Annotated in this window: 19 protein-coding genes; 6 read left to right on the top strand and 13 right to left on the bottom strand. The window is 68.6% G+C overall.

Annotated features, from left to right (window positions below):
- Nucleotides 1-4 precede the first annotated feature (4 nt).
- The 3 genes from fdxH to lipC all read right to left on the bottom strand — a co-directional run bounded on the left by fdxH (nucleotide 5) and on the right by lipC (nucleotide 5,260).
- Nucleotides 5-934: a formate dehydrogenase subunit beta gene (gene fdxH / locus HMPREF3014_RS31950; protein WP_003106793.1), complete on the bottom strand. Its 930-nt coding sequence runs from the start codon at nucleotides 932-934 to the stop codon at nucleotides 5-7.
- An 8-nt stretch (nucleotides 935-942) separates the two neighbouring features.
- Nucleotides 943-4,023 carry a formate dehydrogenase-N subunit alpha gene (gene fdnG / locus HMPREF3014_RS31945; protein WP_010895684.1) on the bottom strand — a complete coding sequence of 1,027 codons (3,081 nt, stop codon included), beginning with the start codon at nucleotides 4,021-4,023 and terminating at the stop codon, nucleotides 943-945.
- Nucleotides 4,024-4,330: 307 nt separating this feature from the next.
- Nucleotides 4,331-5,260 (bottom strand): lipase LipC, encoded by a 930-nt coding sequence (gene lipC, locus HMPREF3014_RS31935; protein WP_003095318.1) that lies wholly within the window; start codon nucleotides 5,258-5,260, stop codon nucleotides 4,331-4,333.
- A 359-nt stretch (nucleotides 5,261-5,619) separates the two neighbouring features.
- On the opposite strand from lipC, the gene HMPREF3014_RS31930 reads away from it, so the two are divergent.
- From HMPREF3014_RS31930 to HMPREF3014_RS31915, 4 genes are all read left to right on the top strand, one after another.
- Nucleotides 5,620-7,665: an NADPH-dependent 2,4-dienoyl-CoA reductase gene (locus HMPREF3014_RS31930; protein ID WP_016852172.1), complete on the top strand. Its 2,046-nt coding sequence runs from the start codon at nucleotides 5,620-5,622 to the stop codon at nucleotides 7,663-7,665.
- A 208-nt stretch (nucleotides 7,666-7,873) separates the two neighbouring features.
- Entirely contained in the window at nucleotides 7,874-8,323 is a 450-nt protein-coding gene (locus HMPREF3014_RS31925; RefSeq protein ID WP_003095321.1) for a DMT family transporter, read from the top strand.
- A 156-nt stretch (nucleotides 8,324-8,479) separates the two neighbouring features.
- Complete coding sequence (locus HMPREF3014_RS31920; RefSeq protein ID WP_003116093.1) at nucleotides 8,480-9,715, top strand: DUF1835 domain-containing protein; 1,236 nt, start codon at nucleotides 8,480-8,482, stop codon at nucleotides 9,713-9,715.
- A complete protein-coding gene (locus tag HMPREF3014_RS31915; RefSeq protein WP_016852173.1) occupies nucleotides 9,691-10,185 on the top strand; it encodes a YkgJ family cysteine cluster protein in 495 nt (164 codons plus the stop codon). Before HMPREF3014_RS31920 ends, HMPREF3014_RS31915 begins: the two co-directional genes overlap by 25 nt.
- A gap of 2 nt (nucleotides 10,186-10,187) precedes the next feature.
- On the opposite strand, the gene HMPREF3014_RS31910 is transcribed toward HMPREF3014_RS31915, so the two are convergent.
- The 3 genes from HMPREF3014_RS31910 to HMPREF3014_RS31900 are packed head-to-tail and all read right to left on the bottom strand — an operon-like array spanning nucleotide 10,188 to nucleotide 12,954.
- Nucleotides 10,188-11,624, bottom strand: a complete 1,437-nt coding sequence (locus HMPREF3014_RS31910) for an ArnT family glycosyltransferase (RefSeq protein ID WP_023086687.1) — start codon at nucleotides 11,622-11,624, stop codon at nucleotides 10,188-10,190.
- The gene (locus HMPREF3014_RS31905; protein WP_003107470.1) at nucleotides 11,621-12,595 is read right to left on the bottom strand and encodes a glycosyltransferase family 2 protein; all 975 of its coding nucleotides are present in this window, start codon (nucleotides 12,593-12,595) and stop codon (nucleotides 11,621-11,623) included. Before HMPREF3014_RS31905 ends, HMPREF3014_RS31910 begins: the two co-directional genes overlap by 4 nt.
- Entirely contained in the window at nucleotides 12,592-12,954 is a 363-nt protein-coding gene (locus tag HMPREF3014_RS31900) for a GtrA family protein (protein ID WP_003095326.1), read from the bottom strand. Before HMPREF3014_RS31900 ends, HMPREF3014_RS31905 begins: the two co-directional genes overlap by 4 nt.
- 236 nt (nucleotides 12,955-13,190) lie before the next feature.
- Here HMPREF3014_RS31900 and HMPREF3014_RS31895 point away from each other — a divergent pair, with 236 nt between their 5' ends.
- Nucleotides 13,191-14,552, top strand: coding sequence for an MATE family efflux transporter (locus HMPREF3014_RS31895; RefSeq protein ID WP_003095327.1), 1,362 nt, complete (start codon nucleotides 13,191-13,193; stop codon nucleotides 14,550-14,552).
- Here HMPREF3014_RS31895 and HMPREF3014_RS31890 read toward each other — a convergent pair.
- From HMPREF3014_RS31890 to HMPREF3014_RS31860, 7 genes are all read right to left on the bottom strand, one after another.
- Nucleotides 14,528-14,896, bottom strand: a complete 369-nt coding sequence (locus tag HMPREF3014_RS31890; RefSeq protein ID WP_003104321.1) for an SLOG family protein — start codon at nucleotides 14,894-14,896, stop codon at nucleotides 14,528-14,530. The two genes, HMPREF3014_RS31895 and HMPREF3014_RS31890, sit on opposite strands and share 25 nt — an antisense overlap.
- Nucleotides 14,884-16,551 (bottom strand): Na/Pi cotransporter family protein, encoded by a 1,668-nt coding sequence (locus HMPREF3014_RS31885; protein ID WP_003104322.1) that lies wholly within the window; start codon nucleotides 16,549-16,551, stop codon nucleotides 14,884-14,886. The genes HMPREF3014_RS31890 and HMPREF3014_RS31885 overlap by 13 nt, the downstream gene beginning before the upstream one ends.
- A 42-nt stretch (nucleotides 16,552-16,593) precedes the next feature.
- Complete coding sequence (locus tag HMPREF3014_RS31880) at nucleotides 16,594-16,803, bottom strand: hypothetical protein (protein WP_003104324.1); 210 nt, start codon at nucleotides 16,801-16,803, stop codon at nucleotides 16,594-16,596.
- 50 nt (nucleotides 16,804-16,853) lie between these two features.
- Entirely contained in the window at nucleotides 16,854-17,630 is a 777-nt protein-coding gene (locus HMPREF3014_RS31875; RefSeq protein ID WP_023087848.1) for a hypothetical protein, read from the bottom strand.
- 97 nt (nucleotides 17,631-17,727) lie between these two features.
- Nucleotides 17,728-20,439, bottom strand: coding sequence for a magnesium-translocating P-type ATPase (gene mgtA, locus HMPREF3014_RS31870; protein WP_003095335.1), 2,712 nt, complete (start codon nucleotides 20,437-20,439; stop codon nucleotides 17,728-17,730).
- Between the two features lie 226 nt (nucleotides 20,440-20,665).
- A complete protein-coding gene (locus HMPREF3014_RS31865; protein ID WP_003095337.1) occupies nucleotides 20,666-20,884 on the bottom strand; it encodes a hypothetical protein in 219 nt (72 codons plus the stop codon).
- A 329-nt stretch (nucleotides 20,885-21,213) separates the two neighbouring features.
- A complete protein-coding gene (locus tag HMPREF3014_RS31860) occupies nucleotides 21,214-22,053 on the bottom strand; it encodes an arylamine N-acetyltransferase family protein (protein ID WP_003112337.1) in 840 nt (279 codons plus the stop codon).
- A gap of 124 nt (nucleotides 22,054-22,177) precedes the next feature.
- On the opposite strand from HMPREF3014_RS31860, the gene HMPREF3014_RS31855 reads away from it, so the two are divergent.
- Entirely contained in the window at nucleotides 22,178-22,633 is a 456-nt protein-coding gene (locus HMPREF3014_RS31855) for a DUF2214 family protein (protein WP_003112336.1), read from the top strand.
- The last annotated feature ends 1 nt before the right edge of the window (nucleotide 22,634 follow it).

Genomic DNA, 22,634 nt, shown 5'->3' with positions numbered 1-22,634 from the left:
AGGCTCAACGACGCTCGTGCGGGTCAAAGGTGTGTACCGACGGATCGACCTGGTGCACCGGTGCCTCGGCTTGCCCGTGGTCTTCCTCGTCGTCCGCGCGGTTGGGACCGACGCGCACATAGTGGAAGAACCCGGCGAGCACCGTGGCGCCCATGGCCAGCAGCGCCAGCGGCTTGGTCACGCCCTTCCACAGGCTGACCAGCGGGCTGACGCTCGGCTGGTCGGCCAGGCCGGCATAGAGCGACGGCTTGTCGGCGTGGTGCAGCACGTACATCACGTGGGTACCGCCCACCCCTTCGGGGTCGTACAGGCCGGCGTTCTCGTAACCGCGGCTCTTCAGGTCGACGATGCGTTCGGCGGCGTGTTCCTTCATGTCCTCCTTGCTGCCGAAGACGATGGCGCCGGTCGGGCAGGTCTTCACGCAGGCCGGCTCCATGCCCACCGAGACGCGGTCGGAACACAGGCTGCACTTGTAGGCCTTGTGGTCCTTCTGCGAGATCCGTGGGATGTCGAACGGGCAACCGGTGATGCAGTAGCCGCAACCGATGCACTTGTCCTGGTTGAAGTCGACGATGCCGTTGGCGTACTTCACGATCGCCCCCGGGCTCGGGCAGGCCTTCAGGCAGCCCGGCTCGGCGCAGTGCATGCAGCCATCCTTGCGGATCAGCCACTCGAGGTTGCCGGCCTCGTTCTCGTGCTCGGTGAAACGCATCACCGTCCACGAGTCGGCCGTCAGGTCCATGGGGTTGTCGTAGGTGCCGTGGTTGTGGCCGACCTCGTCGCGCAGCTCGTTCCATTCCGAGCAGGCGACCTGGCAGGCCTTGCAACCGATGCACTTGGACACGTCGATCAGTTTCGCCACTTCCTCCTGATTCCGCACCGAGGGCATCGGCGTGGTGGTCGCGGAGCGGGCGTGGATGTCCTGACTACTCATGTTTCACCTCACGCCTTTTCCACGTTGACCAGGAATGACTTGAACTCCGGCGTCTGGGTATTCCCGTCGCCCACGAAGGGGGTCAGGGTGTTGGCCAGGAAGCCGTTGCGCGCCATGCCGGCGAAGCCCCAGTGGATCGGGATGCCGACGTGGTGCACGGTCTTGCCGTCCACCTGCAGCGGGCGGATGCGCTTGGTCACCACCGCCACCGCCTTGATGTAGCCGCGGTTGGAGGAGACCTTGACCTTGTCGCCGGCATTGATGCCCAGCTCCTTGGCCAGCGCCTCGCCGATCTCGACGAACTGCTCGGGCTGGGTGATCGCATTCAGCCGGCAGTGCTTGGTCCAGTAGTGGAAGTGCTCGGTGAGCCGGTAGGTGGTCGCCGCGTAGGGGAACTCGTCGGCCGTGCCGAACAGTTCCATGTCGTTCTTGAACACCCGTGCCGCCGGGTTGCTGATCGCCTTGCGGTTGTCGCGGTGCAAGGGGTTCACCCCGATCGGCGTCTCGAACGGCTCGTAGTGCTCGGGGAACGGGCCTTCGGCCATCTTGTCGACGGCGAACAGGCGAGCCACCCCTTCGGGGTTCATGATGAACGGGTTCATCCCGGCTTCCGGCGGTACGTCGGCCTTGTAGTCGGGCACGTCGGTGCCGCCCCAGGACTTGCCGTTCCACCACACCAGGCGCTTCTTCTCCGGGTCCCACGGCTTGCCGCTGACGTCGGCCGAGGCGCGGTTGTAGAGAATCCGCCGGTTCGCCGGCCAGGCCCAGGCCCAGCCGAGGGTCTGGCCCATGCCGTAGGGGTCGCTGTTGTCGCGGCGGCCCATCTGGTTGCCCTGCTGGGTCCAGGAGCCGGCGAAGATCCAGCAGCCGCTCGCCGTGCTGCCGTCGTCGCGCAGCAGGGCAAAGCCCGGCAACTGCTCGCCGGCCTTGGCCAGGATCATGCCGTTGGCCGGGTCGACCAGGTCGCTCAGGGCCTTGCCGTTGAACTCCCGGGCCAGTTCGTCCGGGCCCGGTTCGTCGGGCTTGAGGTAGGACCAGTCGAGGCCGAGGATCGGGTCGGGGAAGGCCCCGCCGTCCTTGCGGTACATCTCGCGCAGGCGGTGGAACAGCCCGGCCATGATGGCGATGTCCGGACGCGCCTGGCCCGGCGGCTCGGCGCCCTTCCAGTGCCACTGCAACCAGCGGCCGCTGTTGACGATCGAGCCGTCTTCCTCGGCGAAGCAGGAGGTGGGCAGGCGGAACACCGTGGTCTTGATGCTGGCGGTGTCGACGTCGTTGTACTCGCCGACGTTGCGCCAGAACTCCGAGGTCTCGGTCACCAGCGGGTCCATCACCACCATCCACTTCAGGCGCGCCAGCGCGGCGCCGACCTTGGCCTTGTTGGGGAACGAGGCGATGGGGTTGAAGCCCTGGCAGAAGTAACCGTTGACCTTGCCCTGGTACATCATGTCGAAGTAGCGCAGCACGTCGTAGCCGGCGCCCGGCATGTCGAGCTTGGGCAGCCAGTCGTAGCACCAGTTGTTTTCCTTGGTCGCCGACTTGCCGAACCAGGCCTTCATCAGGCTGACGTGGAACTTGCCGTAGTTCTGCCAGTAGGACAGCTGTCCCGGGCGCAGCGGCTTGGCCGTGCGCTTGGCGATGTAGGCGTCGTAGTCCTGCTCGGCGTCCATCGCCAGGGTCAGGTAGCCCGGCAGCGAGTTGGACAGCAGGCCGAGGTCGGTCAGGCCCTGGATGTTGGAGTGGCCACGCAGGGCGTTCATGCCGCCGCCGGGCATGCCGATGTTGCCCAGCAGCAGCTGGACCATCGCGCCGGTGCGGATCATCTGCGCGCCTACCGAGTGCTGGGTCCAGCCCAGGGCGTACATGATGGTCATGACCTTGCCCGGCTTGGAGGTCTCGGCGATTTCCGCCCAGACCTTGAGCATCATGTCCTTCGGCGTACCGCAGATGTTGCTCACCACGTCCGGGGTGTAGCGGCTGTAGTGCTGCTTGAGCAGGTTGAACACGCAGCGCGGGTGGGTCAGGGTCGGGTCGACCTTGGCATAGCCGTCCTCACCGATCTCGTAGCCCCAGGAGGACTTGTCCGGGTAGGTCCGCTTCTCGGCATCGTAGCCGTTGAACAGGCCGTCCTCGAAGCTGAAGCCTTCCTTCACGATGAACGAGACATCGGTGTAGTTGCGCACGTATTCGTGCTGGATCTTGTCGTTTTCCAGCAGGTAGTTGATCAGGCCGCCGAGGAAGGCGATGTCGGTGCCGGTCCGGATCGGCGCGTAGTAGTCGGCGACCGAGGCGGAACGGGTGAAACGCGGATCGACCACCAGCAGCCGCGCCTTGTTGTGCGCCTTGGCTTCGGTGACCCATTTGAATCCGCACGGGTGGGCTTCGGCGGCGTTGCCGCCCATGATCAGCACCAGATCGGCATTCTTGATGTCGGTCCAGTGGTTGGTCATGGCTCCACGGCCAAACGTCGGGGCAAGACTTGCCACCGTCGGGCCGTGTCAGACACGCGCCTGGTTGTCGAATCCCAGGATGCCGAGGGAGCGCATCACCTTGTGGGTGATGTAGCCGGCCTCGTTGGACGAGGCGGACGCGGCGAGGAAGCCGGTGGTCAACCAGCGGTTGACGGTCTGGCCCTGCTCGTTCTTCTCGACGAAGTTGGCGTCGCGGTCTTCCTTCATCAGCTTGGCGATGCGCTCGAGGGCTTCGTCCCACTCGATGCGCTTCCACTCGCTGGAGCCGGCCTCGCGCACTTCCGGATACTTCAGGCGGTTCGGGCTGTGGATGTAGTCCAGCAGGCCGGCGCCTTTCGGGCAGAGGGTGCCGCGGTTGACCGGATGGTCGGCGTCGCCCTCGATATGGATGATGTTCTGCGCGACGTTCTTGGCGCCGTCGCCCTGGCTGTACATGATCAGGCCGCAACCGACCGAACAGTAGGTACAGGTGTTGCGGGTCTCGACCGTGTGCGCCAGCTTGAAGTGGCGGACCTGGTCGGCGAAGGCCTCCGTGGGGGCCATCCCGAGCGCCGCAAGGCTCGATCCTCCAAGGCCTATACCGCAGACCTTGAAGAATTGCCGACGGTTCATATCCATCGTGCATCTCCTGCATCAGGCAAAGGACACCCGGGACATGGCCGGATGTCTCTGGTTAAAAGATAGCCAGCCTGGCGCGGTACGCCAGCCGGGCATGGCTACGGGGCAGCGAACCCTACACGAACGCTGGGTTTTTCTGCCTTGACCGGAGTCATTACACGGCGGCGCAAACCTTGTCCAGCAAGGTGCGCGGAATCGGGACAGGTCCGAACGCCGCGAGGCGCGCGAACAGGAGGTGATATCCAGGTGCCATTAGACCAAAGACTAATGCCGGGTCGCCTAGGGCTGCGGCGACCCGGCGAGCGGATCAGAGTCCGACGTTCCTGAGGCGATTGGCATGCTGCCGATAGACCTGGGTCGGGTCGCTCTCGAACAGGCTGACCAGGCCGAGCAACTGGTTGACTTCGTCCAGATGGTCCATCCGGTAGTTGTCCTTCACCACGCTGCCCAGGTGGCTGGAGCATTGGCCGACCAGACCGTCGTTGGCCTCGCCGAACAGCAGCCCGGTCACCGCCAGGCCGGCGGAGCTCGGGTCGAGCGCATTGGTCAGGGAGCCGGTGCCGCTCATCGAGTAGTAGCGCACCCCGGCTACCGTCTCCGCGCCCTGGCCACAGGCGCTGGCCGGGATCGCCTGCGGGAAGCGCTGGTTGAACCGCGCGGTGCCGGGAGTGTTGAGACTGTTCAGGGCAGCCAGCGCGTCGCCCTTGACCCACTCGCCGCCGTCGACGATGTCGACCACCGAGAACAGCGCCTCCACCGCCGAGGCGATCACCTCGGTGCCGATCGGCCCGAGGAACTCGCTGAAGCCGGTCACCGCGTCGGCTACCGGCGTGCCCTTGTGCGGCGTGCCCATGGTGGTGACCGAGGCCACCAGTTGCGGCGCCACCCCGGCGACGTAGCGCACGGTCATGCCGCCCTGGCTGTGGCCGATCAGGTTGACTTTCTCCGCGCCGGTCAGGGCCAGGACTTCCTCCACCTGCGCCAGTAGCTGTTCGCCGCGCACCTCGTTGCTGTTCACCGGCGACTGCGAGGTGGCGAAGACCTTCGCGCCGTCCTTCTCCAGGGCCGGCACGATAGCGTGCCAGTAGTCCACCGGGCCGACGCTCTTGAAGCCGAACAGACCGTGGGACAGCACGATGGGATAGCGCGTGCGGGTGTAGTCGGTCGCAGCGTGCACGGGAAGGCTGGCGGCCAGCGCTACCAGCGCCGCCGCGAGGAACGTCTTGTTCTTGTTCATCGTCGAGACTCCGTTCGGATTGGACAGGCAGTTGGCAAGGCACGTGCTGGGCGGGCCGGAACCCCAGCCTGACAGCGCCGCCAAAGGCGTCGAGCCGTGCTTAAGTTGGGCTCCCGGCGCACGCCATTACCCCGGGTAACAGCGCCGCCGTTCCCATTCCGCCCGCCGCGCCGCAAGTGCTGTCGGAGAGCTTTCGATGCCTGTCACCCGGGGCCACAGCGGTGCAGCGCAGCGAGCACCTATCCGATCAGCCAGTCCGCCGGCTTGACCGAAATGCCTGGCGGTTCCGGCAAGCGGGCCGCATTCGGCGGCGGCGCAACTTCCTATGGTGAAGCGTCCCTGGCTACCGGAACCGCGCCATGCGCAACCCCTACCCGCCGCTCGCCGCCGCTCCCTATCCGCACCTGCTGGCCCCGCTGGACCTGGGCTTCACCCGTCTGCGCAACCGCGTGGTGATGGGTTCGATGCACACCGGGCTGGAGGATCGTCTGTGGGACTTCGGCAAGCTCGCTGCCTACTACCGCGAGCGTGCCCGGGGCGGCGTCGGGCTGATCGTCACCGGCGGCTTCGCGCCCTGCCGCGAAGGTTGGCTGCTGCCCTTCGGCAGCAGCCTCACCAGCGCCCTGGAGGTGCCCGCCCATCGTCGCCTGACCCAGGCGGTGCATGCCGAGGGCGGCAAGATCCTGCTGCAGATCCTCCACGCCGGGCGCTATGGCTACCACCCGATGGCGGTGTCCGCCTCGCCGTTGAAGTCGCCGATCAGTTGGTTCACCCCGCACGAGCTCTCCGAGCGCGGCATCCGCAAGACCATCCGCGCCTTCGTCCGTTGCGCGCGGCTGGCCAAGGCCGCCGCCTACGACGGCGTGGAGGTGATGGGCAGCGAAGGCTACCTGCTCAACCAGTTCCTCTGCCCGCGCACCAATCGCCGCGACGACCAGTGGGGCGGCCCGCTGGAAAACCGCATGCGCCTGGCGCTGGAGATCGTCCGCGGCATCCGGCGGATCGTCGGCCAACGCTTCATCCTCTGCTATCGCCTGTCGCTGCTCGACCTGGTCGAGGGCGGCAATACCTGGGACGAGGTGCGGCGCATCGCCCTGGCCCTGGAGGAAGCCGGAATCACCCTGCTCAACACCGGCATCGGCTGGCACGAGTCGCGCGTGCCGACCATCGTCACCTCGGTGCCGCGCGCGGCCTTCGCCGAGGTCAGCGCACGGCTGCGCCACGAGTTGAAGGTGCCGGTGATCGCCAGTAACCGGATCAACACCCCCGAGGTCGCCGAATCCCTGCTCGCCACCGACAAGGCCGACCTGGTGTCGATGGCCCGGCCGCTGCTGGCCGACCCGCAGTTCGTGGCCAAGGCCGGCGCCGGCCGGGCCGAGGAGATCAACACCTGCATCGCCTGCAACCAGGCCTGCCTCGATCATGCCTTCGCCAACCGCCGCGCCACCTGCCTGGTCAACCCGCGGGCGGCCTTCGAGACCGAATTGCGCTACCGCAAGGCGCGCACGCAGAAGCGCATCGCGGTGATCGGCGCCGGCCCCGCCGGGCTCTCCGCCGCCTGCGTGGCCGCCGAGCGCGGGCATCGGGTCAGCCTGTTCGAGGCGAGCGGGGAAATCGGCGGGCAGTTCAACCTGGCCAAGCGGATTCCCGGCAAGGAGGAGTTCCGCGAAACCCTGCGCTACTTCCGCGTGCGTCTGGAACGCCTCGGCGTCGACCTGCGCCTCGGCCACCGGGTGCGCCAGGGCGAGCTGGACGGTCAGTTCGACGACGTGGTGGTGGCCACCGGCATCCAGCCACGCCGGCCAAGGATCGACGGCATCGGCGGACCGACCGTACTCAGCTACGTGGACGTGCTGCGCGGCGCGCCGGTGGGCGCGCGGGTCGCCATCGTCGGCGCCGGCGGCATCGGCTTCGACGTCGCCGCCTTCCTCGTCGCCGCGCCCAGCGACGGCCAGCCGCGGGCGCTCGGCGAATGGCTCGCGGAATGGGGCGTGGACCTCGACAACAGCCAGCCCGGCGGTCTCCGCGAACCCGCTCCGACGCGGCCGGCGCGCCAGGTCTGGCTGCTCCAGCGCAAGCCCGGCGCTCCCGGCGCGCGGCTCGGCAAGACCAGCGGCTGGGTACACCGCGCGCACCTCAGGCACAACGCCGTACGGATGCTCGGCGGGGTGGAGTACCTGAAGATCGACGAACGCGGCCTGTTGATCCGCGTCGACGGCGAGGAACGCTGGCTGGAGGTGGACAACGTGGTGATCTGCGCCGGCCAGGAGCCGCTGCGCGAGTTGCAGATCAGCCAGGCGGCGGAAAGCCTGCGCTTCCACCTGATCGGTGGGGCGCGGGTGGCAGGGGAACTGGATGCCAAGCGGGCGATTCGCGAGGGGGCCATGCTGGCGGCGCGCTTGTAGGGGGATAACGCCGCTGGCGGTATGGCTGCCGTAGAGCGAACAACCGCTCGCGGTTACCCGCCGGGCGGAATCCGAGGGCGTGCGATGGGGTCTCGCGTTTTCCTCCTCCGCCCCCGCCTGGTGCATACTGTGCGACTCCCCGTACCACTCCGGCCCGTCCCTCGCCATGCGCGGGGCGCGCTCGCCGTCATCGTTCCAGGAGTCTTGCATGCCCACTCCACCCTGGTGGCTGTTCGTCCTGCCCCTGCTCGCCGGCGCCTGCCTGCCGCTGCAGGCAGGGATCAACGGCCAGTTGGCCAAGCAGGTGTCCAGCGTCCTCGCCGCGGCACTGATCTCGTTCTTCGTCGGCACCCTCGGGTTGCTCGCCCTGACCCTCTCGCAGCGCGAGTTTCCCGGCCTGGCGGCATTGCGCGGGCTGAGCTGGTGGCACTGGTGCGGCGGTTTCCTCGGCATGTTCTTCATCTTCATCGCCGCCTTCGCCGCACCGCGCATCGGCGCGCTGATGTTCATGGTGCTGGTGCTTGCCGGCCAGCTGGGCATGGCCATGAGCCTCGACCACTTCGGTTGGGCCGGCTTCCGCGAGGCACCGATCAGCGCGCTGAAGCTGGGCGGGTTGGCACTGATCGGCGCCGGCATCTGGATGATCCGCAAGGGCTGAGTGCGTCTTGCCGCGGACGCGTCGGCCGGCCTATAGTCGGCCTCGGCGTTCTCCACGCCTCCCGTCCGCGGAAAGGGCAGCGCCCAGGCGATCCACCCCACGCATCGCGCATGCGACTCCAGGCCTGATGGCGGACAAGGCTGCAGAGGAGATCGTATGTCCTTTTCCCGCATTCTCGGCGACGGCCGGATCAATCTCGAACAGCAACGCAAGCGCGCCAAGGAGCTGTTGCGCCAGTGGCGCCGCGACCCGGCCAGCCGTACAGGGCTTCCGGGGCAGGCGCCGCGCCTGGCCGACGCCCAGTGGCAGGTGGCGCGCGAACTGGGCTTCGCCAGTTGGCCGCGACTCAAGGCGCATGTCGACGCCATCGCCTTCGCCAGCCGCCACCCCGATCTGGTCGGCGGCGATGAGGCCGCGACCCTGCACCTGCGCTGCGGCAACGACATCGCCCACGGCCTGAAGCTCGCCGGCTTTCGCGGCGGCTTCCGGATGTTCGCCGACCCGCTGACCATGGGACCGGTGCCGAACCTGCCGTTGCCCGAGTTCCTCGCCCTGCGCAGCGACTACCTGAGCCGCGCCTTCGACCTCGACCCGGCCGACGCCCAGGCCCGCCAGCGCCAGGAATACGCCGGGCTCGAGCGGCTCGGCGAATACTCGCGGGTGGCGCTCTGGTGCGAGGCGGATGCCTACGACCAGTTGTTCCTGGTCCGGGTGCTGGCAGGAATGCAGACGCCGCCGGAGCACCTGGAACTGATCGAGATCGACCGCGTGCCAGGCGTCGAGCGCTTCGTCGGCATCGGCCAACTGGCGCCTGAGCTGCTCGCCTGGCTATGGACCCGGCGTCGCCCGCTGGACGCCGAAGCCCTGGCGCTGGCCCGCGCGGCCTGGGACGCCTACCGCGATCCGGCGCCACTGCGCTGGGCGCAACTGGCCGCCGCGCCGACCCCGGCGCTACCGTTGCTGGGGCCGGCGCTGCGTCGGCAACTGCATGAACTGCCGGCCCTGCGCGACGGCCTGTCGCTGAGCGAACGGCTGACCCTGGAGATCGTCCGCGACAGCGAGCGGCCGAGCGCCGGCCAGGTCTTCGCCGAGCTGACCGCACGGCGCGAGCCGCTGCCCTATCTCGGCGACCTGATGTTCCGCGTCCTGCTCCGCGCGCTGCTGGAAGAGCCCGGCGCGCTGCTGCGCACGCCGGCGCCGGAACTGCCCTGGGAACGCCAGCCGCTGGCCCTGACCGCTGCGGGCCGCGAGGTCCTGGCCGGGCGGCGCTACCGCCTCGACCTCGGCGCCCCCGAACGCTGGGTCGGCGGCGTATGCCTGCGCGCCGGCACCGCGCACTGGGCGCTGGACGAGCAGGACCGGCCGGTATGGCGGGAGGACCCACGGCACTGACGCTCATCGCCCGGACGAGCGCAACGGGCGCGCAGCCACTATCATTGCGCGCCCGTTTTCCCCGCACCCGCCCGCCGATGAAGAAAATCCCGCTCGCCGCCGCCGACCCCGACCGCCTGGATACCTGGGTGAAATACCGCGAAGGCCTGTGCGGCGAGTGCAACGCGACCTGCTGCACGCTGCCGGTGGAAGTGCGCATCGACGACCTGATCCGCATGCGACTGGTCGACGAGTTCGAGCGCGAGGAGCCGGCCAAGCGAATCGCCAAGCGACTGGAAAAGGATGGCGTGATCGAGCACTTCAACCACAAGCGCGAGATCTTCACCCTCACCCGCATGGCCAACGGCGACTGCCTGTACCTCGACCGCAAGACCCGCCTATGCACCATCTATGCCCGCCGCCCGGACACCTGCCGCAACCACCCGCGCATCGGCCCGCGTCCCGGCTACTGCGCCTACCGGCCGAGGTAGTCTCAGCCAGGCGGCGCCACGCCCTGGCATAACTGGTACTGTCCCACCGGCGGCCGGCAGCGCAAGCGCTGGCGCACCTCGTCGGGCAAGGCGCCGAACGAACGCGAGCGGATCGCCAGCAGGGCGTCGCGACGCAACCAGCCGGCCAGCTCGCTGTCCTCCGCCCGTTGCGCCCGCCCGCCGCTGTAGAACACTGCCGAGTACGGCCGCTTCGGCCAGAACACCAGCGGCCGCTCGCGCCAGCCGGCGTCGCTGGCCAGCAGCGCGGCGGTGGACTTCTGCTCGGCGCGCGAGCCCAGCAGCAGGGAGCCGAGGAACAGCGCGAACAGCAATGGGGTCAGTGCCAGGCAAGCCAACCCGCCACGCCGCAGCCAGGCGCTGCGCGCCAGCGGCGCGCGCAGCAGGTCGGCGGCGAGCAACGCCAGGGCCGGCAGGCCGGGCAGCACGTAGGTCCAGAGGACGTTGCCGGCGAAGGTGAAGAACAGGCACGGCGCCAGTCCCCAGAACAGCCAGTAGCGCCTGCGCGAGGCGACGCCATCGACCACCTCCCCGCGCTGGCGCCAGCCCAGCCAGAGCAGCAGCGGCAGCCAGAGGCTCCAGGGAAACGCGGCGGCCAGCAGGAACAGCCAGACGCTGCCGTAGGGATAGGCGTGGGCATTGCCGTAGCGGTCGCCGTCCCAGCCGGCGGTGACGAAGCGCTGCCAATGCTCGCCGAGCAGGAAGTACTCGAGGAAGCCCGGCGTCTTCAACTCCGCCAGCAGGTACCAGGGCGCGGCCACCAGGAGCATCAGCAGGCTTCCGCGGATCCATGGCAGGCCTCGCCAGAGCGCGCGCCAGCGCCACTCCAGCAAGGCCCACAGGCCGATCGGCAATCCGGCGAGGATCAGCGTCAGCGGCCCCTTCGCCAGCAACCCGAGGCCGAGGCCGAGGAACATCAGCCAGCCCTCGCGGCGCCGGATTCCCTCCGCGCCATGCAGGCCCAGCCAGAAGCCGCGCATGGCCAGGACCAGCGCCAGGGCCAGGGCCATGTCGGTCATTACCGCCCCGGAGGCGACGAAGAACAGCGCCGAACTGCCCAGCAGGACGCAGGCGATCCGCGCCTGCCGACGATCTTCGCGAGCCTGCCAGTCCCATACCAGCCACAGCACCAGCACGCCCAGCAACCAGTGCGGCAGGCGGCTGGCGAACTCGTTGGCGCCGAGCAGAAGCTGGCCGCCGGCGCTGAGCCAGAAGGCCAGCGGCGGCTTGCCCCAGAACGGCACGCCGACGTCGTACCAGGGCGTGATCCAGTCGCCCAGTTCGGCCATCTTCCGCGCCACCTCGCCATAGCGGGCCTCGGTGGTGTCCATCAGCGGATAGCTGCCCAGGCTCAGCAGGCGGATGGCGAAGGCCAGGGCGAGCAGGAGCCAGGCCAGCGGCCAGCCGCGCAGCGCCCTCACGGATTGGCCCCGCCGACCTGAGCCGGCAGGTAGCGGTCGATCAGGTAGAGCGGGCGGCGCCGCGCTTCCATGGTCATCCGCCCGAGGTATTCGCTGCACACGCCGATGGCCAGCAGTTGCAGGCCGCCGATCAGGAACAGCGCGGCGATCACCGGCCAGTGTTCGTGGATCTCCTGCTGGCCGAAGATCCCGGCGAGCAGGGTCGCCAGGGCCGCCAACAGGCTGAGCAGGCCGAGGTAGCCGGCGACCTTCAGCGGCGCGGTGGAAAACCCGGTGATGCCTTCCAGGGCGAAGTTCCACAGCCGCCAGTAGCGCCACTTGCTGTGGCCGGCGACGCGGGCGGCGCGGCTATAGGCGATATCGACCTGGCGGAAACCGACCCAGGCGAACAGTCCCTTCATGAAGCGATTGCCTTCCGGCAGCTCGCAAAGGGCATCGACCACCCGCCGGTCGAGCAGGCGGAAGTCGCCGACGTCGCGCGGGATCGGCACCTCGCTGAGGCGGTTGATCAAACGGTAAAAGGCGCTCGCCGAGGCGCGCTTCAGCCAGCTTTCGCCGGCCCGGCTGCGGCGGCGCATGTTGACCATTTCGGCGCCGCCGATCCAGGCGTCGAGCATCTGCGGGATCAGTTCCGGGGGATCCTGCAGGTCGGCATCGATGACGATCACCGCGGCGCCGCGCGACAGCTTGAGCCCGGCGCTCATCGCCTGTTCCTTGCCGAAGTTGCGGGTGAAGCGGGCCACGCCCACCCGGCGGTCGGCGGCCTGTAGCTGGGCGAGGATCGTCGCGCTGCGGTCGGTGCTGCCGTCGTCGACATAGAGCACCTCGCAATCGTCGCCAAGGTCGCCGAGCACGGCGCCCAGGCGCTGGTGGAAGGCCGGCAGCACCGCCTCCTCGTTGAACACCGGCACTACCACGCTGAGCAGGCAGGGGGCCTCGAGCTTCGACGCCAGGGAAGGTTCGATCATCATGAGAAGGTCCAGAGTCGATGAAGGTGATAGGTCGCCAACAGCAGTGCGCCGGTCGCGGCGAGCTGGGCCAGGCGGTAGTCGAGTCCGGCGAGGTCGCCGAGCAGCAACACCAGGACGGCGTTGCCGAGTACGCAAAGCAGGCTGACGGCGAAGAAGCGCGGCAGCGAACGGAACACCGGGCCACGGTGGCGGAAAGTCTTCCGGCGATGCCCCAGGTAGGCAGCCAGAGCCCCGCAGCCTGCTCCCGTCGCGGCGGCCACGGCGGCGCCGACGGCGAAGCCCTCGACCAGGAGGGTCAGCACCAGGTAATGAACGGCGGTGGCACCGGCGCCGACCGAGACGAAACGCCCCAGGAGCATGCATGGCTTCCTCTGGAAACAACCGACGCCGGCATTCTAGGAAGGTGCGCAAAGCCCCGCGGTTAGCGCTGCGCAAGCTTCCTGACAGGTTTTCGCAGGGTTCCCCGCGGCAGGCCTGGAAGCCGCGTCGGACAAGGAATACACGGCAGGCAGAGGTCTGTTACCGGATATGAAAAACGGGTTTTCCGCAGGCCTCGCCGCCGTCGCTATACTGCCCGGCCGATCCGGAGGACCCCATGAGCCTGTTGCGCGATGCCTGGCGCCACGCCCCGACCCACCACAGGGTCTGGGCGCTGGCCGGGCCGATGATTCTGTCGAACGTTTCCGTTCCCCTGGTGCACCTGGTGGACAGCACGGTGGTCGGCCACCTGCCGCACGCCTACCAGCTCGGCGCGGTAGCCGTGGGCGGCAGCCTGTACACCCTGATGGTCGGCGTGCTCGGCTTCCTGCGCATGGGCACCACCGGCTTCGCCGCCCAGGCCGCCGGCCGCGACGATGGCGGCGCGCTGCGCCTGATCCTCGCCCAGGGCCTGGGCATGGCGCTGCTCCTGGCCCTGCTGCTCGGCGCGCTGGCCCTGCCCCTGAGCGGCTGGGCCCTGCAACTGATGCAACCTTCGGCGGAACTGACCGGCGAGGCCCGCGCCTTCTTCCATACCCGCCTGCTCGGCCTGCCGGCGGCCCTGGCCAGCTACGCACTGGTCGGCTGGTTCCTCGGCACGCAGAACGCACGGGCGCCATTGGCGATCCTGTTGACCACCAACCTGAGCAACATCGCCCTGGTGCTCTGGTTCGTCCACGGCCTCGACTGGGGCGTGCAAGGCGCGGCCCGCGCCTCGGTGCTGGCGGAATGGAGCGGCGCCCTGCTCGGCCTGGCCCTGACCCGCCGCGACCTGGCCCGGCGCCCCGGGCGGGCGCAGTGGCAACGCCTGCGCCACTGGCTGTCGTGGCTGCCGCTGCTGATGGTCAACCGGGATATCTTCATCCGCAGCCTGGCCCTGCAACTGGTGTTTTTCCTGCTCACCGTACAGGGCACCCGCCTCGGCGACGCCACGGTAGCCGCCAACGCCCTGCTGCTCAACGGCCTGCTCCTGACGTCCTACGCCCTCGACGGTCTCGCCCACGCGGTGGAGGCGCTCTGCGGCCACGCCATCGGCGCCCGCGACCGAGCCGCCCTGCGCCGCGCGCTGGTGGTAGCCGGTGGTTGGTCGCTGCTGGCAAGCCTGGCGTTCGCCGCGCTGTTCGCCTTGTTCGGCCACCTGTTCATCGACCTGCAGAGCGACATCGCCGGCGTCCGCGAAGTCGCCTACGCCTATCTGCCGTACCTGGCCTGCCTGCCGCTGCTGGGGATGTGGAGCTATCTGCTCGACGGCCTGTTCATCGGCGCCACCCGCGCCCGCGAGATGCGTAACGCGATGCTCGTCGCGGTGGCCGCCAGCCTGCCCCTCGGCTGGCTGTTGCAGGGGCTGGGCAACCACGGGCTATGGCTGGCGTTCCTCGCCTTCATGCTGCTGCGCGGGCTGGTCCTGGCCGCCTACGGCTGGCGCCTGACCCGCCGCGATGGCTGGTTCGCCGCTCAGGGCGCCGACAGCGGACGATAGGCGAGCATCAGCGGGACGTCGGCAGCGTGCGCGACCTGTACCAGTTCGCTGGCCAGGCGCCCACCGGGAAACACCAGCACCAGGTCCGGCGCGGCCTCGCCGAGGACGCCCTCGCCATACTCGCGCAGGGCGTTGTCGCTGCCACTGCGCTCCGGATAATCGTAGGCGCGCGAATCCGCGCCACGCTCGCGGCACCAGCGCTCGGCCTCGTCCGGCAGGCCGCTGCCGGCATGCAGCAGGTGGCCGAGCAGCGCCACCGGTTGCAGGCCGTGGCACTGGTCGAGCGCCAGGCGCAGGCGTTCGGCGTCCTTGAAATGGCGTCCGGCGCAGATCAGGAGGCGCATGCCGATCCCTCCCCTTGCCCTGGCTCGTCCGGCCGCTTCGCCATCGGATCGATGCCGCTGCGTTCGAGCAGCGGATAGGCCAGGGCGGTGACATGATGGTGGATGCGTCGGTAGTCGCGGAGAATGCGCTGGAACACGTCACCGGACTCCACCCAGGCACCACGATCGTCGCGCAGGCGACGGAAGCGCTCGCGACTGGCATCGGCCTCCAGTCGCTGCAGCAACTTCTTGCGCGCCACCAGGCGCAGCGCGGCGTCCAGGTCTTCGCGAAGGAACGCGCTGATCGCCAGGTGCAGGCTCTCCTCGATCGCCGCCTGCAACGGCAGCATGCGGCCCAGCTCGAACTCGCTGCCGGCGCGGCTGCGCCCGGCCCAGCGCATCGCCAGGGGCAGCAGGCTGTTGGCGACGAGATCGCCGATGTGCTCGATGTTGATGGCGAACAGAAGGATTTCCTGGGCACGATCGGCGTCGCTGTCGCCGAGGCCGTCCTGGCCGAGGTCTGCCAGGTAGGCGCGGATCGCCGCACTCAACTGGTCGAGGGCCTGGTCCTGGCGACGGATTTCCGCCGCCACCTTCGCCTCCGGTCGCTGCAACAGGCCGCTGGTGGCGCGCAGCATCAGACTGGCCATGTCGGCCAGCCGCAGGACTTCGCGAGTAGCGTTGGCCAGGCCGATGTTGGCCACCTCCAGCCCGGCTTCGTCGAGGTAGCGCGGCATGCCCGGCTCGTCGGACTGTGCCTCTTCCGGCAACAGGCGCGCGAGCAGCGCCGCAAGGGGTCCGGTGAAGCCGATCGCCAGCAGTGCCAGGGCCAGGTTGAAAGCACTGTGGAACCAGACCGCCGCCGCACCGCCGAGTGCGTTGGCCGGTTGCGCCAGCGCCGTCAGCCAGGGCAGCACCAGCAGGCAACCGAGCAGGCGCACCAGCAGGTTGCCCAACGGCAGGCGCCGCGCCACCCGGCTACCGGCCACCCCCAGCGCCGGCAAGGCGCCGCCGAGGTTGGCACCGAGCACCAGGGCCAGGGCGATGGGCAGCGAGACCAGTCCGGCCTGGGCCAGGGACGCCACCAGCAGTACCACCGCGACACTGGAATGGCAGGCCCAGGTCAGCAGCGCGGCGAGCAGCAGGGCGATCAGCGGATCGCCTTCGAGGCCGTGGATCACCGCGACAAAGGCTGGCGAGGCCTCGATCTGCTGCAGGGAATGGCCGAGCAACGCCAGCGCCAGAAGCATCAGGCCGAGTCCGATCAGGCACTGGCCAAGGCTCTCCAGGCGTGGACCGTCGCCCAGGCGGAACAGCAGCAGGCCGGACAGCAGGGCCAGCGGCGCCAGCAACGAGGTGTCGAAGCTGAGCAGTTGCACCACCAGGGTGGTGCCGACGTTGGCGCCGAGCATCACTGCCAGCGCCGGCGCCAGGCCCAGGGTGCCACTGGCAGTGAAGGACGCTGCCATCAGGCTGGTGGCGGTGCTGCTCTGCAGCAGGCCGGTGATGCCGAGCCCGGCGAGCAGGGCCAGCCAGCGGTTGCCCAGGTGGCGGCCGAGCCAGTTGCGCAGCACAGTGCCGAAACCGCGCAGCACGCCGCTGGAGACCATGTGCGTGCCCCACAACAGGAGGGCCACGGCACCGGCCAGGTTGATCAGGAGGATGGTTCCCAGCATGGCGGAACTCCCGGTTCGGAATGGATCGTGAAGGGAACGGGCTCATTGACCCATGGCCAGCCTGAGCGATGCACGGTTGAGCGCGCTCGAGCAGTCCAGCAGGTATTTCACTTCGACCTGGCTCAGGCGGCCGCTGGCGTATGCGCGCACGCTGACCACCATCAGCAGGTGCGCGGCCTTCGCCAGCAGCCGTGCTGCCAGGCCACAGAGCGCGCGGCGAGACGCGCCCAGGCATTTGCGTACGACGTTCATGGCTGCTTCCTCGGTGGAGGAGCGCGCCGCAGCGCGGCACGCCCTTGGGCTCAGAAACGCAAGGTCGCTCCCGAGACCAGCCATCGCTCGCGCTCGCCGCGCAGGTGGCCGCCGAGCAGCAGATCGAGGTCCAGCCGTTCGCCCAGGTGCAGCCGCGGTCCGGCCTGCCAGCCGCTGTCGCCGGCCGACTCGCCGAAGCGTTCGGCGATCAGGGTCAACGGCTGGCCGACCCGGTATTCCATGCCCACGCCCCAGTTCCAGCGATGCCGGCGCTCGCCCTCGGCGTAGGCATGCCCCAGGCCGACCCCGGCGTTCAGGCGCAGGGCCTCGAACGGCTGGTAGCTCAGCGGCAGGTTGAAGCCGGCGCCTTCGAAGGCGTGCCGGCGGTCCAGGTAGAGATCCGCCGAGAGCGCGAAGGCCAACGCCAGGCCGAGGTCGTCGCGGGCCAGCAGCGGTGTCTTCAGCTCGGGGCTGAGGCGGCTGTGCCGATCGCCTGCGTCGCCCTCGCGCACCAGCGCCGCGCCGAGCTGCACCGATGGTAGGGCGGAGAAGGTGCAGGCTGGCGACAGCACCGACTGGTAGCGGTTGCCGTGGTGGCGTTCGCGCTGGTGCCAGGCGTCCAGGTTGCATTCGCCGACGGGGTCGATCTCGCCGTCGTCGACCCGGTAGGCGCCGCCCGCGGCGCGAGCCTCGGACAGCAGCGCCAGCAGCAGGACGCAGGCGAGCGCGGCGGCGACGAAGCCCAGGCGCCAGGACAGGGCGCGTCGCAGCGCGGCCGGCAGCGGTTGGAAAAGGGGCGCCCGCGGGCGCCGGTCGTGCAGGGTCATGATGCGTCTCTCCATGCGTGGGTCCGGTGTGCGTTGCGCGGCGCGGCGAGGCTTGCCGACGCGCCGGGAAAGGCCGGGACGAAGCCCGGCCGATCGCTCAGAACCACTGGCCGAAGCGGCGGATGTAGAGGGTCTTCATGGTCTGCGCGGTGACGCAGTAGCAGAGCAGCGTGCCCACCAGCCAGGGGAAGTACTCCCACGGCAGCGGCTGCAGGCCGACCATCGCTCCCAGCGGCGAGAACGGCACGTAGATGCCCAGCGCCATCACCAGCCCGGTCATCAGCATCACCGGCAGCGCCGCGGTGCTCTGGATGAAGGGAATCTTCTGGGTACGCAGCATGTGCACCACCAGGGTCTGCGAGAGCAGGCCCTCGATGAACCAGCCGGACTGGAACAGCGACTGCATTTCCGGGCTGTTGGCGGCGAACACGAACCACATCAGCGCGTAGGTGGTGATGTCGAAGATCGACGAGGTCGGGCCGATCCAGACCATGAAGCGGCCGATGTTCTTCGAGTCCCACTTGCGCGGCTTGGCGAGGAATTCCTTGTCCATCTTGTCCCACGGCAGCGACAGCTGGGAGATGTCGTACATCAGGTTCTGCAGCAGCAGGTGGATCGCCAGCATCGGCAGGAAGGGGATGAAGGCGCTGGCCACCAGTACCGAGAACACGTTGCCGAAGTTGGAGCTGGCAGTCATGTTCAGGTACTTCATGATGTTGCCGAAGGTCTCGCGGCCCTTGATAACGCCCTCCTCCAGGACCATCAGGCTTTTTTCCAGGAGGATGATGTCGGCCGATTCCTTGGCGATGTCGGTGCCGCTGTCCACCGAGATGCCGACATCGGCATCTCGCAGCGCGGGGGCGTCGTTGATGCCGTCGCCGAGGAAGCCAACGGTGTGTCCGTTGCCCTGCAGGGCCTTGAGCACCCGCGACTTCTGCAGCGGCGTCAGCTTGGCGAACACCGTGCGCTCCTCGGCCAGGCGTTGCAGGGTGGCATCGTCCATCAGGTCGATGTCGCGACCGAGCAGCGGCTCGCCGACGTCCAGGCCGACCTCGCGGCAGATCTTCGCGCTGACCACCGGGTTGTCGCCGGTGAGCACCTTCACCGCCACGCCGTTCTCGCGCAACGCGGCGATGGCCGGGCCGGCGGTTTCCTTCGGTGGATCGAGGAAGGTCAGCAGGCCGGCGATCACCAGGTCGCGCTCGTCGCTGGCGCCGTACTGGGCCTGGGACTCCGTGCGCGAGAGGCTGCGGGTGCCGAGCAGGAGCACGCGGAAGCCGTCGCGGTTGTATTGCTCGGCCAGCGCCAGCAGGGCCCGGCGGCGTTCCTCGTCGAGCGGCAGGTCGACACCGTCCTGGTGCACGCGGGTGGCGATCTCGAGCATTTCCTCGACCGCGCCCTTGCACACCAGCAGGTGTTCGCCGTCCTTGCCCTCGAGGATCACCGAGAGACGCCGACGGACGAAATCGAAGGGCAGTTCGTCGACCTTGCGCCAGGCATCCGACGGCGTGATGCGCGGGTTCTGTTCGACGAAGGCGACCACCGCGCGGTCCATCAGGTTCTTCATCCCGGACTGGTGGAAGCTGTTCAGCCAGGCCATTTGCAGGACCCGGTCGCAGCGCCGGCCGGCAACGTCGACGTGATGCTCGAGGATGATCCGGTCCTGGGTCAGGGTGCCGGTCTTGTCGGTGCAGAGCACGTCCATGGCGCCGAAGTTCTGGATCGCGTTGAGGCGCTTGACCACCACCTTGCGCCGCGACATCGCCACCGCGCCCTTGGCCAGGTTGGCGCTGACGATCATCGGCAGCATTTCCGGGGTCAGGCCGACCGCCACGGCGAGAGCGAACATGAACGCCTCGGTCCAGTCGCCCTTGGTGAAACCGTTGATCAGCAGCACGATCGGCACCATCACCAGCATGAAGCGGATCAGCAGCCAACTGACGCTGTTCACCCCACGGTCGAAGGCGGTCTGCGCCCGCGAACCGACGATGGAACGGGCCAGCGAACCGAAATAGGTGCGCGCACCGGTGGCGACCACCACCGCGGTGGCCGTGCCGCTGACCACGTTGGTGCCCATGAAGCAGATGTTCGGCAGTTCGAGCAGGTCCTGCTGGTCGGCGGCGATCCGCTTGGCGGACTTCTCGCGGACCGCGCCGAGGGTGTCGTATTTCTCCACCGGCAGCGCCTCGCCGGTGAGTACGGCCTGGCTGATGAACAGGTCGCGCGATTCGATCAGGCGGATGTCGGCGGGGATCATGTCGCCGGCGGACAGGCGCACGATGTCGCCGACCACCAGTTCGCCCATGGGGATTTCCCGCAGCTCGCCGCGCATCCCGCGCTCGTCGCGGCGCAGCACGGTGGCGGTGTTCCGCACCATGGCCTTGAGCGCCTCGGCGGCCTTGCCCGAACGGTATTCCTGCCAGAAGCGCATCAGGCCGCTGACCAGGACCATGCAGAGGACGATGATGACGCCGGTGAGATCGGTTTCCTCACCGTCCTGCAGGGGCAGCCAGAAGTCGGTGAAGAAGCTGATCGCAGAGAGCGTCATCAGCACGTAGATGAAGGGGTTGTTGAACGCCTGCAGCAATTGCACCAGGACGTGTGGCGGACGGTCGTGGGCCACTTCGTTGGGGCCGTCGGCGTGCAGCCGGGCGGCGGCCTCGGCCTGGTCGAGGCCATCCTGGCGACCGCGGACGTTGGTGAGGGTGGTTTCCAGGCTGTTCTGCGCTTCGCGGGCGGCGCGCATGGACAGTCGGTCGTTGCGGCGCTCGGTATCGAGCTGGGTATTGCGTTGGGTCGCTACGCTCATGACTCGGTCTCCTGTCGCGAGCTGCGCGACGGCGACACGAGTCGGTTGCCGGTCAGGTGACAGGCAAAGGCGTGCCGGGTCGCGATGTTCGCGATCGGTGGGAAGAATGTTCGGCTTGTCCGGGTGAGGCCCACTGCGCGCGGCCGCTCAGGCGGCACGCAGCAGGCCGACTTGGTGGTTCGTCCATGGCAGGCTCCTTGTGCGAAGGGTTGGGCAGGAGAAAGGGTCAGCCGCGCATCGGGCGGCGACCGCTCTCAGGGTTCTCTTCGACCTGCGTCTCCAGGCGGCGATACTCCAGGCGACCGCCGGCCGGGTCGACACGCCAGGCGAGGCTCGCAGGATGGCCGTGGCCGGGAAGGATCGCGCCGGGGGACTGCGCGGCGCGCACGCGCATCTTCGCCACGAAGGCGGATACGCCGGGGGATACCGAATTCTCGAAGTTCATGACTCACCTGTACCCGGCGTGCCGGACACGGGTGAGAAGCAGTGGGTCAGCCCAGGATGCCGCTCAACCGACCGACCCGTTGCGGGTTCCGTCGTGCGTTGGTTTGGGTCATCGCACCAGCCGGCATCTGCTGGGCCGGGCGACGACTACTGGGAATACTGTCCATGGCTCTCTTCGTAGGGGGAAAGAAAGTGCCCGGCTCTGCGGGCGGGGGTTTTATAGACCTCTTGCCAGACGAGGTCAACCGAAAAAGCCGTTTCGTTCAGGCTTCTATGGAACATCGGAAAATTCCCGCAGGAGTCCGGCGAAAAGACACCGGCCAAAAGCGCTCAGGCGGAGATCAGTCCCGCCAGCCGTCGCGCCAGCGCCGGCACTTCGGAGGCCGGGTCGAGGCGCAGGCGAAAACGGGTCTGCAGGATGTCCAGCAGTTCCTCGACGTCGCGCAGTTGGCGCTGCAGCGTCTCGCCGTTGCCGGCGCGCTGGCCGAACAGCCCGTCGGCCAGGGTCAGGCGCAGGTCGCCCTCGGTTATGGCGGCCTTCAGGCCCTGGCGGAATACGCTGTGCGGGTGGGTCGAGGTGTACCAGTTGCGCGGGATGTAATCGATCCACAACTGCGGGCGCAGGTCGAAGCGGTACAGCGGCAGCCAGCCGCTGCGACCGCGCACGGCGCTTTCGTAGAGACCGGCGTGCGGGTCGACCAGGCGCACGCAATGCACCTGTCCGGCGTCCGCCTCGTCGCCCGGCAAAGGCAGTGCTCGCGGCGGATTGGCCGAGCCGAAGCCGACATCCACCAGGAACTCGCCCTCCGCCAGGTACAGACGCAGCATCAGATGCGATTGCTGGGTCAGCGGCGCGTCGTCCGGGAGTCCCCAGCGTACCCGTGCCACCAGCAGTTCCAGCTCGTAGCCGAGGGCCAGCAGCAGGCGGGCGAACAGCGAGTTGAGTTCGAAGCAATAACCGCCGCGGCTGCCCTCGACGACCTTGGCGAAAACCTTGTCGGCGTCGATCTCGATGGGACGGTCGAGCAGCACGTCGAGGTTCTCGAAGGCGACCCGACGCAGATGCGCGTCGATCAGTCGGTCGAGATTCGCCAGACTCGGCGGACCGGGATCGTCGATGCCGATATGGTGCAGGTAGGCATGGGTCTGCTCGGGCGTCAGCGGGGTCATGGCGGGCTCCGGAAAATGGCCAGCTCGATTCTAGACGCATTCTCGGGGAATACCGGAAGCGCCGTCAGGCACATTGGCCCGGGGTCTGCTTGACTGTGCCCATCCCACCCCGAGGAGCGCCGCCATGGCCCAGGCAATCGTCGCCTACCTGCACTACCTGTCGATCTTCCTGCTGTTCGCCCTGCTGGTGTTGCAGCACCGCCTGCTGCGCCTGCCGCTGGACCTGGAGCGCGCCCGCAGCCTGGCGGCGATCGACCGCGGCTACGGCCTCTGCGCCCTGGCGGTACTGGCCAGCGGGTTGGCGCGGGTGCTGTGGTACGGCAAGGGCGTCGACTATTACCTGCACAATGGTCTGTTCCACGCCAAGGTCGGGCTATTCGTCCTCGCTGCCCTGGTCTCGCTGTTGCCGACCGTTACCTTCCTTGGCTGGCGCGGCGCCCTCAAGGCCGGCGAAGTGCCGGCGGTGACGCCGGCCCGGGGCCGGCGGGTGGTCATGGCGGTGCGCCTGCAACTGCTCCTGCTGCTGGTCATTCCGTTGCTGGCTACGCTGATGGCGCGCGGCTTCGGCATGCGCGGCTGAG

This window comes from Pseudomonas sp. HMSC065H01 (genome assembly GCF_001815235.1).
GTDB lineage: Bacteria > Pseudomonadota > Gammaproteobacteria > Pseudomonadales > Pseudomonadaceae > Pseudomonas > Pseudomonas aeruginosa.
Note: the sequence above shows the minus strand (reverse complement) of the source record. Positions and strands in the feature narration are given on the sequence as shown.